Annotated in this window: 3 protein-coding genes and 1 pseudogene; 3 read left to right on the top strand and 1 reads right to left on the bottom strand. The window is 37.6% G+C overall.

The features are described 5' to 3' along the window. Positions 1–81: 81 nt before the first annotated feature. The gene (locus FYC62_RS11340; protein WP_039451231.1) at positions 82–972 is read right to left on the bottom strand and encodes a hypothetical protein; all 891 of its coding nucleotides are present in this window, start codon (positions 970–972) and stop codon (positions 82–84) included. Positions 973–1,203: 231 nt separating this feature from the next. Here FYC62_RS11340 and FYC62_RS11335 point away from each other — a divergent pair, with 231 nt between their 5' ends. The 3 genes and pseudogenes from FYC62_RS11335 to FYC62_RS18175 all read left to right on the top strand — a co-directional run. Beyond that, on the top strand, positions 1,204–2,208 hold the full coding sequence (locus tag FYC62_RS11335; protein WP_149074993.1) for a fasciclin domain-containing protein: 1,005 nt from the start codon (positions 1,204–1,206) through the stop codon (positions 2,206–2,208). A gap of 223 nt (positions 2,209–2,431) precedes the next feature. Continuing rightward, positions 2,432–17,794, top strand: coding sequence for a Calx-beta domain-containing protein (locus FYC62_RS11330; RefSeq protein WP_168199430.1), 15,363 nt, complete (start codon positions 2,432–2,434; stop codon positions 17,792–17,794). Beyond that, positions 17,791–17,946 (top strand): annotated as a pseudogene (locus tag FYC62_RS18175) (Ig-like domain-containing protein); the annotation flags it as partial. The gene FYC62_RS11330 and the pseudogene FYC62_RS18175, both read left to right, overlap by 4 nt. Positions 17,947–18,009 lie beyond the last annotated feature (63 nt).

Below are 18,009 nucleotides of genomic sequence, written 5' to 3'. Positions count from 1 at the left end.
ACTCCATTTCTGAAAGTATCAAATACAAAAAAAGCCCGTAGTTAGAACCACGAGCTTTCAAATAGCTTATCAAAATTAATTTTAATATTCTCTGTATTTGAAATTATAAACAAATCCAAAGCTAAAGAAATCTGCTTTACCTAAGTTTCTACCTCCAATGGTAGTACCTGCACCAGCATTAATACCAAAGTTACCATCAAGAGGAGCGTAAACATTAGCACCTACTCTGGTATAATTTACTTGGGTTGCAGGGAAAAATCCGGTAAAACCTGGTCTTAAAATATCAACACCACCTGTAGATGTTTGGTTAGCTAAATAAGCATCAGCATAAAAACGCTTTTTAGCCCAACCCAATTTTAACTGACTTAAAACGGCATCAGGTACTTCAGTACTTCTTAAACTATAACCTGCTTGTCCGGTTACGAAAAAGCCATTAGAAAGTTTGTAGTGTGCTAAAGCAACAGCGTTAAATGTGGTAGCTCTATTACCAATAGCAATAATAGATTGCAAGCCTTCATCTACTTTATAGTCGCCAAGAGGAGTTGTAATACCAAAAGAGCCTTGTAAAGATAAATTACCTTTTTTGGCAAACTCATATTTTAAGAAAGCAGAAATATCTTGAGCGCCTTCTCTTGAGTTTTGAAAACCTAAATCGTTTAAAACATCTTGATTTGCAGAACCTGCAGTTCTTACAAAAGGCAGGTTTACTATAAAGTCTAATTTATCGCTAAAACCATAAGAAGCATAAATGTTAAAGCTATTTACAGTTACACTATTAAAGATTGGAACACCATCTATTTTCTCCGGAACAAGATAAACTTCTCCATAATTTTCATGATTGGCAGAGAAAGCTACATTCCCGCCGTTTTTACCTTGCATAAAGCCACTTAACGGAGTTTGTGCATAAGCTCCACTGCTTAGGCCTACTGCCGTTACAAAAGCTAATATTTTTGATTTGTCGAATATTTTCATTTTCAAGTCTTTTAATTGTTAATAATGAGTTAAATTGCTTACCGGATGTTTAAAATGATGAATTTATTTACACATTTGCATGAAATACGAAAGTTTATATAGATCTGGATTTTTAATTATTTAAATTATTTTTTCAAACTGTAAATCTATCAAAAACTTTTGCTCGTATGTACATGAAATGATTGCTTATCGGAAATAATTCAATCGTTAATTAAATTAAAAATCAAAGAAATGAAAATAAATAGATTTATAAATTCAAAGTTAGTTTTTGGGCTAGTAGCTTTAACAGTAGCAACTGTTTTTTCATCTTGTAATAAAGAAGAAGATGCTAAACCTACAGTAGCGCAAGTAGCTGTATCTATGTCTGGTTTTAGCCAATTAGAAGCTGCTGCCATAAGAGGCGATGTTGCAATTGCTTTATCAAATAAAAACCCAGACGATCCATCAGGAAATTATACCGTTTTTGCACCAACTAATGATGCTTTTGCTAGATTAGGTTTAGTAAATCCACAAGATTTAAATGTATTACAAAAGCCTTTTTTAAATCAAGTTCTTTTATACCATGTAAGTAGTGGTGCTTTAAATCAAACACAGGTGATGTCTGCTGGTAATATTCCATCATTAATTGCCGGAGTAACAAAAAAAGTTATCGTTAGAAATAATGAATACTATATCAACGGATCAAAAATTTTAGCTACAGATGTACAAGCAGATAATGGTATTGTACATGTGATTGATAAAGTTTTATTAGCAACAGGCGGAGATATTGTACAATCTGCATTAACTTTAAGAAATGCTCAAGGTTTTACTACTCCAGAGTTAAGTTTTCTTGTAGAGGCGGTTTTATATGCAGAGCTAGCGGGGGCCTTAACTAAAGGTACTAATACACCAAGTTTCACTGTTTTTGCACCAACAGATCAAGCTTTTAAAGATTTAGGTGTAATTCTAGGCGTTCCACTTAATGTACCTGCGGATATTAGAAAACTTCCAAAAGATGTAGTAACCAATGTATTGCTAAATCATGTTGTTGCTGATGGTGGTAAATTTACATCAGAATTATTTCAAGGTACATTAAATCCACAATTGGATAATTCACGTATTACATTAGGTGCATTTAATAATGGTGTTTTACCAGTTTCTGGAAGAGGAAATGCACAAGCTGCTAACATGGTAATTCCTGATATACAAACAACAAACGGAGTCGTACATATTATAGATAGAGTGCTTCTTCCATAAAATTTTTTAGTGTTAATTAAGAAGGGCTTAGTAGTTTACTAGGCCTTTTTTTTGAGTTAATATTTTTAGATTAATCTTATCTGTGTCAATATTCTAGATTTTTAGTAACCAAAAAGCATCCTTTTCGTAAGACACCAACAGCAGCTTAGTGCTATAAAGCTGCTACTATCTTATTGTTTGGAGTCGTATCATGTTACCAAAGGTAACCGCATAAAGAAAATCAGTGCTTAAAAGAAGAAATGCTCATAGTTTCAATCTAGTTAGTCTAAATCAAGAATTAAGGGATGCCTTTTTTAAATGGATTTCTGTTTTTTTCTTGTTTTGGATGGGTATGTGTCAATTTTCTTTTGCTGAAGGTAGTAAAGATTTAATTGTAACAGGCGGAGGCGTTGGACATCGGGCTTTTTTATTAAGTACTACTACCGTTTCTAATAATAATCCTTTTCCAACTTTAGGTACTGTTAAGGTATATGTTAGAGCAGGGGAATTCATATACTTAGGCTCAAGTGCGCAACAAATAGGTAATGGTAGAATGAATGTGAGAGCGCCCGGAGGGGCAACCTATAGTTCAGCAGCTCTAGCCGCAGGAGTAGGTTTAATTACTAATAAAAACCAAGAAGATGCGGGACCATTGCCTAATGCAGGAGGCTATACACCATGGATTTTACCTGTAGGCGTAGGGCAAGAAGGTGTTTGGGAAATTGATTTTATCTCCCCTGATGTTACTGCAGGGCAACAATCTGGTATCAATAGAACCAATGCTAATGCAGCTTGGACTCAATCTAGTGGCAGCCCCGGAATAGCTGCTTTTGATGTTTCTGTTAGAAATAGTGCCAATACGGCATTTGTAACTGGCCGAGCTTTTACTAATATTTTTGTTGGCTCAATAGGTGCCTTTGACGCTAATTTCACAGGAAAATTTAAAATACTTACTAAAGATGGTTATCAGTATGATGTAGATAATAATGGGCAATCTGGCTATGTGTTTAGTTTTTTTGCCAATAATAAAGGCTTTAAAGATGCATTAGGGAATCCTATTTATAGAAGCGTAAATACCTTAACAGGAACTATTCCTGTGCAAGACCCCAGAACTTTAGATACCGGTACAGATATTACTCACAAAATATTTTTCAATACGCCAGATGCAAGCATGCCCGCAACTGCGGCAACACCTTCTGGCAGCACTTGGTTGTATACAACTCCTGTGAGTCCGCAGGCAGCTAATTTTCTATTTGAAGGTAAAGAAGGTACGCAAAACCAAGCAGGTACTGCACCTTTAGGTGCTAATTTAACTTTTGAAACTAACCAAACAGGAAGTTATATTATTGATATTGATATCAATAAAAATGGAATTTTTAATGATGCTATTGATAGGAGATTAACAGGTTTAGCAGGCTCGGGAAGCAATACCATATATTGGGATGGTTTAAATGGTTTAGGAGCTAAAGTTCAAGGTAATTTCACCTTTAGTCCTAGCAATTTAAACTTAAGCTTGGTAGGTGGTGAAGTCCATTTTCCGTTTTTAGATGTAGAAAATAATATCAATGGAATTATTATAAGACGATTAAACGGCGTAAATGCGCCTAATGATATTGTCTATTGGAATGATACTGGTATTTCCTCTAATACTAACCCTTCTAATCCTAGAGATGCATCCGTAAATGGTATTAGTAGTGCTGTAAATGGGCATAAATGGGGTAGCAACGCCTATAATGATAATGCGTTTGGAAATGAAGTAGGATTAGACACCTGGACATATGTAGTGAGTAATACAGTGCTTCCATTTATGAATGTGACACTTAAAGAGGCAGATTTAGAAGTCATCAGTATTGTACCAAGTAAAACTTCTTATTGTGTTGGTGAAAATATCAGCTACGTAGTTAGGGTAAGAAATAATGGTCCTGATGCTGTTTCTGGGGCAAAATTTACTTTTAACTTTCCAACACAATTTAACGTTAGCAGCACAACATCAGCAGTTACAACGGGTACAGCAACTATAACTGGTAGTGCAACTACTTCTGGTCAATATAGCGCAACTTTAGACATGTCTAATGCTGCCGTTATCGCATTTACTATTAATGGAGCTTTAAATAATTATCCGGGTGGAACTTTAAGTACCAGCGCATCTATTTTAAGACCTATTGATGTTACAGACCCAGACGCCACCAATGAAGATGCTTTACCACCAACAGACCCTTTAATAGAATGTAATGCAGGTACAGCAGGTTGTAATAATATCAAAGAAGATGCATCGGTAAGTATAAATGTTAGAACAATAAGTGTTGCTAGTGCAATTGTAGCAGAGGGTACAGGGGGCACCCGAAATCTTAGTTTCCCAGTTAGTTTGTCTGCAGTTTCTGCTTGTGATATTTCTGTAGATTATGCTATCGCAAACGGCACTACCCAAGCATCTGATTTTGCTGGATTAACTAGTGGCACTATAACCATCCCGGCAGGAAGTACAACAACAAATATTCTTATCCCCATTGCAACAGATAATATTATTGAAGCTAATGAAACCTTTACCATAACATTAGCCAACCCCACCGGAGGCAATACCATTTTTATGGGAACCGCTACAGGCACTATTAATAATGATGATAATGCGCAAATTACCATCACCAAAGTAGATGGAAACGAGGAAAATGCTATCCCAGCTAGGTTTATTTTTAGTTTCCCTCCGGGAGTTTTTGCCGATGCTGATACCGAAGTTGAATACGAACTTAGCGGTACTGCAACAGGTAGCGGCCCAGATTATCCAGAAGCTTTAACAGGTTCTGTCATCATCCCGGCAGGGCAACAAAGCGCAACTTTAACTTTAAATACGGTAAATGATGATATTGTTGAAGGTACAGAAACAGTAATCATAGATATTGTAAGAATAAATAGTGCCTATAGTTTGCCTTTAGGGACTAACATTACGTTAAATCCAACGGTGCCAACTTTAAATATTTTTGATAATGATGCTGCCACTTTAACCATCAGTAACCCCATTGTTTTAGCAGAAGGTAATAGCGGCACAACTGCTTTCAACTATACGGTAACTTTAAGTAAAGCAACTAGCAGTAGCTTTACGGTAAATTATAATACTGCAAATAATATAGCTACCATAGCAGATAATGATTATGTAACGAGCAGCGGAACCTTAACTTTTAACGGCACTTTAAACGAGGTACAAAACATTACGGTTTTAGTAAATGGCGACCAAAAGCTAGAAGCAAATGAAAGTTTTAATTTATTGCTGACAACGTTGAACAATAATTTTGGTGGTCGTTTAACTATTCCAAGTCCTAATACAAGCGGAAACATTGTAAATGATGATGCTGCCAATATTACCATTACCAAAATAGATGGTGCAGAAGGAGGCCAGAATGTGCGCTTTACTTTTACTTTAGATAATGGTAAAACTGCCGACCAAAATTTGCTTATCCCTTATGCACTTACAGGTTCTGCTTTAGCTAATGGTAGTGATTTTACGGGTACAGCTGTAGGGAATATCGTTTTACCAGCAGGGCAAAATTCTGTATCGTTAACCCTTAATGTTATTGATGATAATTTAGTTGAGGGCACCGAAAATTTAACCCTAACAACCGGAGCCATTGCTAACCCCTACGGTATTACTGTTACCAACTCGCCACAAACAATTACCATTACCGATAATGATAATGCCAACATTTCTATCTCTAATGTGACAGAAACAGAAGGTAATAGCGGTAACAAGATCTTCAGCTTTAACGTAACGCTAAACAATGCGGTTAAAGAATCTTTCTCTGTTAATTATTTTACTACAAACGGTACAGCTTTAGCAGGTGAAGACTATCAGGCTGTAGCCAACGGAACTTTAGGTTTTTCTGGTACCGCTGGAGAGGTGAGAACAGCCACTATAACGGTTATTGGTGATGCTAAAATAGAACCGAATGAGCTTTTTACGGTTACTCTTCAAAATCTATCTAAAAATTTTAATAACCATTTAGCTATAGGCAATGCAAGTGCAACGGGTACCATTGTAAATGATGATGCTTCAACCATTCAAATCACTTCTACTAACGGAAATGAAACTGGGCAAGTTGCAGGTACTTTTACTTTCGGTTTTGCTACGGGCGTTACGGTTGATAGCCCAACAGAAATTAGCTATACCTTAGCAGGCTCGGCAACTGCTGCGGCTGATTATACCGGGGCAACTTCTGGCACCATCATCATCCCGGCAGGGCAAAATAATGTAACGCTTAGCCTACCTGTAATTGATGACAATACGATAGAAGGCTTAGAAACCATCATTTTAAGCAGTAGTTTGGTTAATAGTCCTTATACCATCAGCGTAAGCAACTCGCCACAAACTTTAAATATTTTAGATAACGATGCTGGTACTTTAACCTTAATTGGCCCTGCAGATGTTACAGAGGGAGCAGATGGTACCAGCAAAATCGTACAATTTCAAGTTCAATTAAACAAAGCAACAGAACGCCCTTTTGCTATAGATTATGATACCAATAATTTAACTGCTTTATCCGGAGAAGATTATATCACAGAGAATGGTAGCTTAAGTTTTTCTGGCGCTTTAAATGAAATTAGGACGGTAAGCGTAACCCTAAACGGAGACGCTAAAATAGAAGCCGATGAGTTGTTTAATCTCGCTTTAAGCAATTTAAGCGAAAATTTTGGTGGTCTTTTAACACTTGCAAATACATCGGCAACAGCCAAAATATTAAATGATGATAGCGGAAATATCAATATTACCAGCACAAACGGAGTAGAAGGCGGCGCAGCAGCTGTTTTTACTTTTAGTTTACCAGCAGGTGTTGTGGCAGACCAAGCCATAACTTTTAATTATACTTTGGGCGGCTTGGCTTTAGGTAATGGTTCAGACTATACAGGGGCACTTACCGGAACCATCACCATACCAGCAGGAAGTAATAGTGTTAGCTTAAATTTACCTGTCATAAATGATGCTATTGTAGAAGGTACAGAGAGTATTTCTATCACTACAGGGACGGTAACAAGTCCTTATAATATTGTGATTGCTAATTCGCCACAAACTTTAAATATTACAGATAATGATTTTGCCACCCTGAGTATTGCTGATGCCAGTATAACAGAAGGAGATAATGGTACCAAAATTTTAAGTTTTGATGTTACCCTAAATCAGCCAACTAAAGAGAGTTTTAATGTAAGCTATTCCACAGCAAATGCTACAGCTACAGCCGGAGAAGATTACCTGGCAGCAGTAAATAGTACTTTAACTTTTAATGGTACAGCAGGTGAGGTAAGAACCATCAATATTACCCTTAACGGTGATGCCAAGATTGAAGCCGATGAAACTTTTACCCTAAATTTAAGTGCTATCAGTAATAATTTTGGTGGCCATTTAGCTTTCGCTGATGCCCTTGCAACAGGAACTATTTTAAATGATGACCAAGCCCAATTAAGTATCACAGCTAGCAACGGAAATGAGCAAGGTTTAGTTCCTGCAAGTTTCACCTTTGCTTTACCAGCCGGAATAACGGTAGATAAAAATACCAGTATTACTTATACCTTAAGTGGTTCTGCTAGTAACGGAACTGATTATACCGGAGCTATCACCAATACCATTGTTTTACCCGCCAATACAGGGAGTATTATCTTAACTCTTCCTGTAATTGATGATGATTTGGTTGAGAATACTGAAACGCTTATCCTAACCATTAACAATATCGTTAGCGATTATAACATAACAGCGTTAAGCTTAACAACCAATGCTAATATTTTAGATAATGATGCTGCAACACTACAATTAACAGGGCCGCCAAGTATTACAGAGGGTGCTAGTGCAACTACACAAAATGTTGCCTTTACGGTAGTTTTAAGTAAAGCTACACAAAGGCCTTTTACTATTAATTATACCACAGTAAACGGTACTGCTAGTGCCACTGATCAAGACTTTGTTCCGCAGACCAACCAATTAAGTTTTACTGGGGCTACTGCCGGAGAAACCAGAACTGTTAATGTTGTTGTAAATGGAGATGCTAAAATAGAAGCTGATGAGCTTTTTAACTTTATCATTAGTGGTTTAAGTGATGATTTTGGTGGCTTATTAACCGTTCCACAAAATACTGTATCGGCCACCATTTTAAATGATGATTCTGGCGATATTACCATTACTGCAGCAGATGGTGCCGAGGGTGGCGCCAATGGTTATTTTAGGTTTAGCTTTCCGGCTAACGTAACTTCAGACCAAGCAACAGTTATCAATTACGTTTTGTCTGGCACTGCTACTAATGCAGATTATTTGACGAATCCATCGCCAGTAACCATTACCATTCCTGCAGGGCAAAATAGCGCTCAGCTAAATATCAATGTAGTTGATGATGCCATTGTAGAAGGACAAGAAACACTAGAATTAAATGCAGTGGCTGTAAATAGTGCTTATGGTATCAATTTAACTAACAGTACTGCATCATTAAACATTCAGGATAATGATATTGCAGAAATTTTAGTTACCGCCCCAACTGCCGCACCAGAAGGAAATGTGGGCACCAGCACACAAACTTTTATATTGAGGTTAACTGCCGCAACAGCGCAGCCGTTTTCTATACCTTACCAAACTGTTGATGGAAGCGCTCTTGCAGGAGAAGATTTTGTATTGAAAACGGGTACTTTAAATTTTAATGGTTTAGCAAATGAGCAGCAAACGGTAGAAATAGTCATTAATGGCGATACCAAAGTAGAACCCAATGAAATATTGAACCTTTTATTAGGTAGTCTATCTAATAACTTTCAAAATAGGTTAAGTATACCTGTAAATACTAGTGTTGCAGCCATCCAAAATGATGATTCTGGCATCATTAGAATGGTGGTAAGCAATGGCTCTGAGGATGGTGTTAATGGTAAAATAAGATTCGAGTTTTTAAACGGAGCAACTGCTGCACAGCCTATTGTTTTAAATTATAATTTGGCGGGTACGGCCCTACCATCAGGTTTAGATGCAGATTATACCGCTAATTTCACATCAAGCATCACTATCCCGGCAGGTGCTTCTTTTGCAGAAATTACGCTCAACATCATTAACGATACCCGTATAGAAGACACAGAAACGGTGGAAGTATTAGGTTTGGCACTTGATGCTGCCTACCCAGGTATTAGTTTAGACCCAGCAAGGCCAATTTTAAACATTACCGATAATGACCAAGCAGAACTTGTTTTGGCTGGTCCGCCAAGTGTTTTAGAAGGTAATACTGGTTTTACAACTTTAACCTATACCGTAAAGCTAACCAAAGCAACCGGAGCAGGTTTCAATATCAATTACAGCACACAAAATCAAACAGCTACAAGTGCCAATTCAGATTATGTAGCATCATCAGGAACTTTAAATTTTACCGGTTTAGCCAATGAAACCAAAACTATCAATGTTTTAGTAAATGGCGATATCGATATTGAACCAAATGAAACTTTTACCCTACAACTTTCTGGTTTAGATAATAACTTCAATAACAGATTGGTGCTACAAGGTTCGCCTTTGGCGGTTAATATTTTAAATGATGATAACGATAACATCAACATTACCAAACTAAATGGTGAGGAAGGAGCAAATAACGGAAGCTTTACTTTTAGCTTGCCTGTAGGCGTAGTTGCCAGCGAGAATTTAACTATAGATTATGTGATAGATGGTACAGCTTTATCAGGAGCAGACCATGCCGCAACATCAGGTACTTTGGTATTAGCAGCGGGCAGTAATGCTATAAATTTACCAGTTATCATTACTGATGATTTAATTGTAGAAGGCACAGAAACGGTTAGGATAACAGCCTCAGTTAGACCAAATAGCTTAAATATCAGTATCAATAATCCGCAAGAAACCATTACCATTACTGATAATGATGAGGCTACTTTAACCATTACAGCAATTAACCAGCCCGAGCTTAATACAGGTAGCAGCAATATGTTATTTACAGTTACTTTAGACAAACAAACTGCTTTACCTTTCACTTTAGCTTACGCTTCCGCTGATGTTAATGCAAACGCTGGCGAAGATTATCAAGCTGTACCTGGCGGCGCTTTATTAAGTTTTAATGGTGCAGCTAATGAAACAGAAACCATTAGTATTCCTATCACAGGCGATACCAAAATAGAAGCTAACGAGGTGTTTAATATCATCCTTGGTACTTTATCTAACAATTTTGAAGGTCATTTAACAATCCCGGCTAACACAGTAAATGGTACTATAGAAAATGACGATGCGGCTGTTATCAGTATCACCAAACAAGATGCTGCCGAGGGTGGAAACAATGGGCAATTTATTTTCAGTTTTCCTACGGGCTTTACATCCGATAAAGAAACCCTAATTAACTTTAGTTTAGGTGGTACAGCAAGCGGAGCGGGAGTAGATTATACTGCAAATCCATCTGCAACAGCTATTACTATTCCTGCAAATGCATCATCAGGAACTTTAACTTTAAACATCAATGATGATGATTTGGTAGAATTTACAGAAAATGTAAGTCTTACTGCGGTTTCGGTTAATAGTGTCTATAGCGGCATCACCCTTAACCCGGTTTTGCCTGTGGTAAATATTACAGATAATGATGTTGCCCAACTCACCTTAACAGGAAGTACAGCTGTGAATGAAGGCAACAGCGGCTCAACAGAAGTTACCTATACTGTAACTTTAAACAAAGCAACGGTTTCGCCTTTTAGGGTAGATTATGCTGCAACAGGTATCACAGCCAGTACAACAGACCAAGATTATTTAGATTTAGCAGGTTTTATAGATTTTTTCGGTCAAGCCGGAGAGAGCAAAACCTTTAAATTATTTATCCGTGGCGATCAAAAAATTGAAGCTGATGAAACTTTAGCTATCAATTTAAGTGCGCCAAGTATCAATTTTGATAACCGCTTAACCGTACAAGGCTCGCCGCTACAACTTCGTATCTTGAATGATGATACTGGCGCTATTGCCATCAGCAGCGAAAATGGCGAAGAGGGTATTAAAGATGGTTTATTTAGGTTTAGCTTACCAGCAGGTATAACAGCAGACCAAGACATCAACATTAATTATTTGTTATCAGGCTCGGCAACTACAGGGGCAGATTTTGCTAATTTACCGGGTAGTATCACCATCAATGCCGGGGCAAATAGCGTGGTTTTACCAGTTCAAATGGTTGATGATGCTGTGGTGGAAGGTACAGAAACACTAAGCCTAAGCGCTACTTTACCTTTAAGTGTTTATGGTATTACCTTAGCAAACGCAGCTCAAAGTTTAGACATTTTGGATAATGATAGGGCTACAATAGCTATCAACAATGTTAGTGTGCAAGAAGGCAATAGCAGCACACAAACCTTAATCTTTACCGTAAGTTTAGATAAAGCTACCAAGCTGCCTTTCAACATCATTTACAATACGCAAAACGTTAACGCTACAGCCGGAGAAGATTATGTAGCCCGCATCAATAATGTGCTAAACTTTAATGGTAATGCCAATGAAACACAAAATATTGCCATCACCTATAACGGAGATTTAAAAATAGAGCAAGACGAGGTCTTTAACCTAGTTTTAGGAGCTATTTCTAATACTTTTGAAAATAGATTAGCTTTAGATAATACCGCATCAGTTGGTAAAGCAACCCTATTAAATGATGATGCAGGCACCATCCGAGTAACAGCAGTAAACGGTTCTGAGGATGGTACAAAAGGAATTTTCAGATTTAGCTTTATAAACGGAGTAACAGCAGATGCACCAACTGTTATTAATTATACTTTAGGCGGTATAGCATTAGCTCCGGCAGATTACACTTCCCTAAATTTAAATACCATCACCATCCCGGCAGGTACTTCTTCTATAGATACCGAGTTAAATATTGTTGATGACGCCATTGTGGAGGGCAATGAAACTGTAAGTATTTCTGGTGTAAATGTAAGCGCTCCTTATCCGCTAACGGTAGAAAATACTTTGCCAACCCTTCAAATTATAGATAATGATATAGCTCTAATTACCCTGAATGCACCACTTTCTATTACAGAAGGTAATTTAGGCGACGTCTCTTTTGCCGATTTCACCATTACCCTAAACAAAGAAACCGCCACAGCATTTAACATAAATTTTGCTAGCGCAGATGACCAAGCTAAAGCCAGCGACCAAGATTATATTCCGCTTGCTGGGGTTTTAAATTTCAACGGTACTGCTGGCGAAGCTAAAACGGTAAGAATTTCTATCAACGGAGATAGAAAAATAGAAGCCAATGAAGCCTTCAATTTCTTGATAAGTAACCTTAGCACCAATTTTGGCAATAGGTTAAGCTTTGCACAAACGCAAACATCGGCCACAATTATAAATGATGATAATAGCAATATCACCATCACCAAAGAAGATGGTGAAGAAAGAGCCGATGGCACTAAACCAGCTATCTTCAAATTTAATTTTGATACCGATGTTACTGTAGACCAAAATATAACCATTCCTTATACTTTAAGCGGATTGTCAATTGGCCAAGGGACAGATTATACTGGCGCTATCAATGGTAATATTACCATTCCTGCTAATAATAATGAGTTTATTTTAAACCTTCCGGTGATAGACGACCAAGAGGTAGAACTTACAGAAAATGTAATTTTAACTACAGGCTTAGTGGCAAGTTCTTATCCAATTTTGGTTAATAATTCGGGTATTTCTTTAGCTATTTTAGATAATGATGATGCTACTCTAACCTTAATTGGTCCGGCTCCTATGAACGAGGGCAATGTAGGTACAGCGCCTTTTACCTTTACAGTAAGTTTAAATAAAAAAGTTTCTACTCCGTTTACTGTAACATATAAAACCCTTGATGGTACAGCTACAATTACCGACCAAGATTATACCTTAACCAGCGGTAATTTAAGCTTTAATGGCAATGCAGGTGAAACCATCAATTTTACCGTTGATGTAAAAGGCGACCGTAAAATAGAAGCCAACGAGGTTTTTAGCATGTTATTAGATTCGCTATCAGAAAACTTTAATAACCGTTTAACGCTTGTTAATCCTACTGTAAATGCTGTTATTAATAATGATGATTTAGGAGATATCACCTTATCATCCCTAAACGGAAAAGAAACCGGAGCGCAAAAGGGACAATTTATTTTTAGTTTACCAGCAGGTGTTACGGTAGATAAACCTGTACAAATCAACTACGTATTATCTGGTTCTGCTGCTGCCGGGACAGATTATAACAACCCAGCAGCAGGTAGTGTAACCATACCTGCCAATACAAATAGCGCTATTTTAGATATTAATGTGATAGATGATACGCTGCTTGAAGAAACAGAAACCGTAGTACTAAGCGTAAATAATGTAATGAGTGATTATAATCTTCAAATGCGAAGCAGTATAGATACTTTAAGCATAGAAGATAATGATATTTCTACCTTAACCATTAATGGTCCTTTAAGTATTACAGAGGGAAATACAGGAACTAAAACCCTCACTTTTGAAGTTAAATTAGACAAAGCCGTAGCTGCTAATTTTACGGTTTACTATCGTACACAAGATGCTACTGCCAGTGTGGTTAATAACGATTATCAAAGTCTTACAGGTACTTTAGCTTTTGCTGGTTTAGCCAATGAAACTAAAACCATTGCCCTTACCATTAATGGCGATACTAGAGTAGAAGGTACCGAGTTTTTTGAGCTTTGGTTAGAAAACTTAAGTCTTTCTTATGACGGTCGATTAAGAATTTCTGGTTCACCTAGCAGAGGAATTATTTTAGATGATGATAATAATCCGCTGAATAAAACACTAATTATCACTAAAATTGATGGCGAAGAAGGTGCAAACAATGCTTCTTTTAGCGTAGCTTTCCCAAGTGGCGTAACTTTAGATACCGATACCGAAATATTCTACACTTTGGGCGGTACGGCAATTATCAATCAAGATTTTCAAACAGCCGCCACAGGTAGCTTAATCATCCCGGCAGGGCAAAATAGCGTTACTTTAAATCTTACCGTTACAGATGATGCTATTGTAGAAGATACCGAAACCGTTTCTTTGATAACAGGTAATATCAATAACAGCAACTATCAAGATATTGTGGTTGCTAATTCGCCATCAACACTTCAAATTAAAGATAATGATGAAGCAACCTTAACCCTAGAAGCTGCCCAAATTACAGAAGGCGATAATGGCGTAACGCAAATCAATTTCGATGTTGTTTTAAATAGACAAACTTCACGTGGTTTTGATGTGAGTTTCCGTACTGCTGATGCTACCGCTACGGTTGCAGACCAAGATTATATCGCAAAAGCAGAAACTATTGCCTTTACAGGCGATGCTAACGAGCGAAAAACCATCACCATCACCATCAATGGAGACATTAATATAGAGCGAGACGAACAGTTTAATCTTATGCTAGAGCCTCTGGTAGATAATTTTAATAACCGTTTAAGCATCCCTATCCATACTGTTACAGGCACTATTCTAAACGATGATGATGCGCAGGTAAGCATTACCAAAACAGATGGCACAGAAGGTGGCGCCCCAGTAAGTTTTATTTTTAGCTTACCGCCAAATGTGCTTACAGATGAGCCTATCCAGATAGATTATCAGCTTGCTGGTACTGCTTTAGCTGCCGGTGTAGATTATAGGGGTGCAAATACGGGTAGTATTACCATAGCACCTTATCAAAACAGCGCTACACTTTCTTTACCTGTTGTAGATGATAACTTGATAGAAGAAGATGAAACCATCAGCATCAGCGTAAGCGCTTTAAACACCCTTTATAGTGCTGCTATTACTTTAAATCCACTTATTCCAACAGCTATCATTAGAGATAATGACGAAGCTACCCTAAGTATTAATGGTCCCATCAGCGTAAACGAAGGAAATACAGGCACAACAGCTTTAACTTTCATAATTAGCTTAGATAAAAATACAGGTAGAAGTTTCAGCATCAATTACGCAACGGCCGATGGTAGCGCTACGGTTGTGGCTAATGATTATATTCCACGCAGTGGCACACTTAATTTTGCAGGCAATGCATCAGAAAGTTACCCTGTTACTGTATTGGTTAATGGCGATAGAAATATCGAGCAGACAGAAGATTTCTTCGTGAATTTACTAGGTTTAACCGATAATTTTAACAATCGTTTAAAAGTAGCAGGTTCGCCAGCCCGAGGAATTATTTTAGATGATGATAATATCCCGGCGAACAGAAGCATCATGATTACTGCTTTAAATGGCTCTGAAGATGGTACAGCTGTAAGGTTTAGATTTAGTTTCCCGCCTCAGGTAGTGAGTGATGTTGCTACAACCATTCCTTACGCTTTAACAGGTACTGCAACTACCAATGATTATACAGGCGCTTTAGCCGGTACAGTTACTATACCTGCCGGGCAAAATAATGTATTATTAAGCTTGCCTGTTGTTAACGATGAAATTATTGAAGGCAAAGAAACTTTGATTTTAACTGCCGGAGCGGTAATTAATAACAGTTTTAATGGGATTACGGTAGTAAACTCGCCAGCCCAAGCAGAAATAGAAGATAACGATACAGGCCATTTAAGTATCCAGAATATAGAGCTAAACGAAGGTAATTTAGGAACAAGCGAAGCAGTTTTTACGGTTAGCTTAAATAAACAAACCAGTTTACCTTTTACCTTAAGTTTTGCTACCGCAGATGCCACAGCCACCTCTGCTGATGCTGATTATGTGCCTATTAGCGCACAATTAAATTTTACAGGTAATGTTAATGAAACAAGAAATATACGTGTTCTTGTTAATGGAGATAGAAAACTAGAAGCTGATGAAATATTGAGAGTAGCTTTAGGAACTTTATCAAACACATTTGAAGGAAGGTTAACGCTGCAAAATTCATCGGCTACGGCCACCATAAAAAATGATGATACTGCTGTAATTACAGTTACTGGCCTTAATGGGGCCGAGGCAGGCCAGCAAGCGGCTAGGTTTATTTTTAGTTTCCCTGCCGGAGTTACCGCCGATATTCCCACCGTTATCAACTACACTTTAGGTGGTACGGCTACAGCCGGAGATACAGATTATAGAGGCTCTGTAAATGGAGTTATCGCTATTCCTGCCGGAGCAGAAAGAGCAATTTTAGATTTACCTGTTATTGATGATGATATCATTGAGGAGGATGAAACCATTAGTATAACTATCAATTCTATCAATAGTAATTATAATAGTAGTATAAGTTTTAACCCTGTTTTACCAACCCTTAGAATTATTGATAATGATGTTGCTACCTTAAGAATAAGCGATGCCATTAGAATAAACGAGGGAAATAATGGCACAACCCCATTTAATTTTACCGTTACGCTTGATAAAGCAACTGGTAATAATTTTACTTTAAACTACGCAACACAAGACGGCTCTGCAACCAATGCCGATAATGATTATAATGCCGCTACCGGAGTTTTAAGTTTCGCCGGAACTGCCGGAGAAATCCGTACCGTTACCGTTTTTGTAAACGGCGATTTAAAACTTGAAGGCAATGAGAATTTTAATTTCACCATTTCTGGCTTAAGTAACAATTTTAATAATCGGTTAAGCATTCCGGTAAATAGCAGTATGGCTACCATTTTAAATGATGATGAAGGTATCATCACCATTTCTAAAATAGACGGTACAGAAGGTTTGCAAGATGCAAGATTTACTTTTAGTTTACCTCCGGGCGTAAATTCAGACCAACCTATCAATATCACCTATCGTTTGGCGGGTACAGCCGGCAGTAGTGATTATACAGCAAATCCGGCAACGGGTAGTATGGTTATCCCGGCAGGGCAAAACAGTGTGGCGCTGCCATTAGCTGTAGCCGATGATTTGGTTTTAGAAGAAACAGAAACGGTAGCACTTAATAACATACAAATAGCAAACGCTTATAACAATCTGAGCTTAGCACAGCCTGTACCAGTGGTTAATATTTTTGATAATGATGTTGCCAAGCTTACTATAACTGCCCCGGCACCAACTTTAGAAGGAAATTTAGGTCAAAAGAGTTTTAACTTTAACATCACTTTAGATAAAGCAACCGACCGTTCTTTTACCCTAGACTATAATACTTACGATATTTCTGCTACAACCGCCAATAGAGATTATGAAAGCCGTACAGGCAGAGTTTCATTTGCAGGTTTTGCTGGCGAAACTAAAACCATTGCCGTACCTGTAATTGGCGATATAGAATTAGAAAATAACGAGACTTTTGGTTTCAAAATATTTGACTTATCAACCAATTTTGCAGGTAAAATGATTTTGGGTAATGATGCTAGTGCTACCATCCTAAATGATGACATTGGTCCTGTAGCTAATGATGATAGGATAAGTACTTTAGAAGATACACCTATTACTTTTTCTGTTACCGATAATGATTTCCATGCAGATGGAATTAATACAGCAAGTGTAAATGTGGTTTCTAACCCGCAAAAGGGCAGAGTGCAAATGATGCAAAGTGGCAAAGCCATTTATACTCCGGCTTTAAATGAGTTTGGTTTTGATAGCTTTACTTATACCGTTAGAGATGCTTTAGGCAGATTATCTAATATTGCTACAGTGATTATTACCCTTGTAGCTGTAAACGATGCCCCTATAGCTTTAGACGATGAGTTTTATGTGAAAAAGACAGTACTATAAGAGCCAGTGTTTCACTTAATGATAGTGACCCAGACCAAGACCCGCTACGTTTTAGCGTATTACAAAGCACTTCCAAAGGTAGTTTAGCCCAGTTTGATGAATCTGATGGTTCTTTTATTTATATCCCTAATCGCAATTTTAAAGGTATAGATAGGTTTACTTATATCCTAACAGATCCATCGGGATTAAGAGATACAGCTACGGCAACATTATAT

The organism is Pedobacter aquae, assembly GCF_008195825.1.
GTDB lineage: Bacteria > Bacteroidota > Bacteroidia > Sphingobacteriales > Sphingobacteriaceae > Pseudopedobacter > Pseudopedobacter aquae.
Note: the sequence above shows the minus strand (reverse complement) of the source record. Positions and strands in the feature narration are given on the sequence as shown.

Bases quoted from the DNA above. Each gene is read 5' to 3' on its own strand.
- FYC62_RS11340 (WP_039451231.1), bottom strand. From the start codon at position 972: ATGAAAATATTCGACAAATCAAAAATATTAGCTTTTGTAACGGCAGTA.
- FYC62_RS11335 (WP_149074993.1), top strand. From the start codon at position 1,204: ATGAAAATAAATAGATTTATAAATTCAAAGTTAGTTTTTGGGCTAGTA.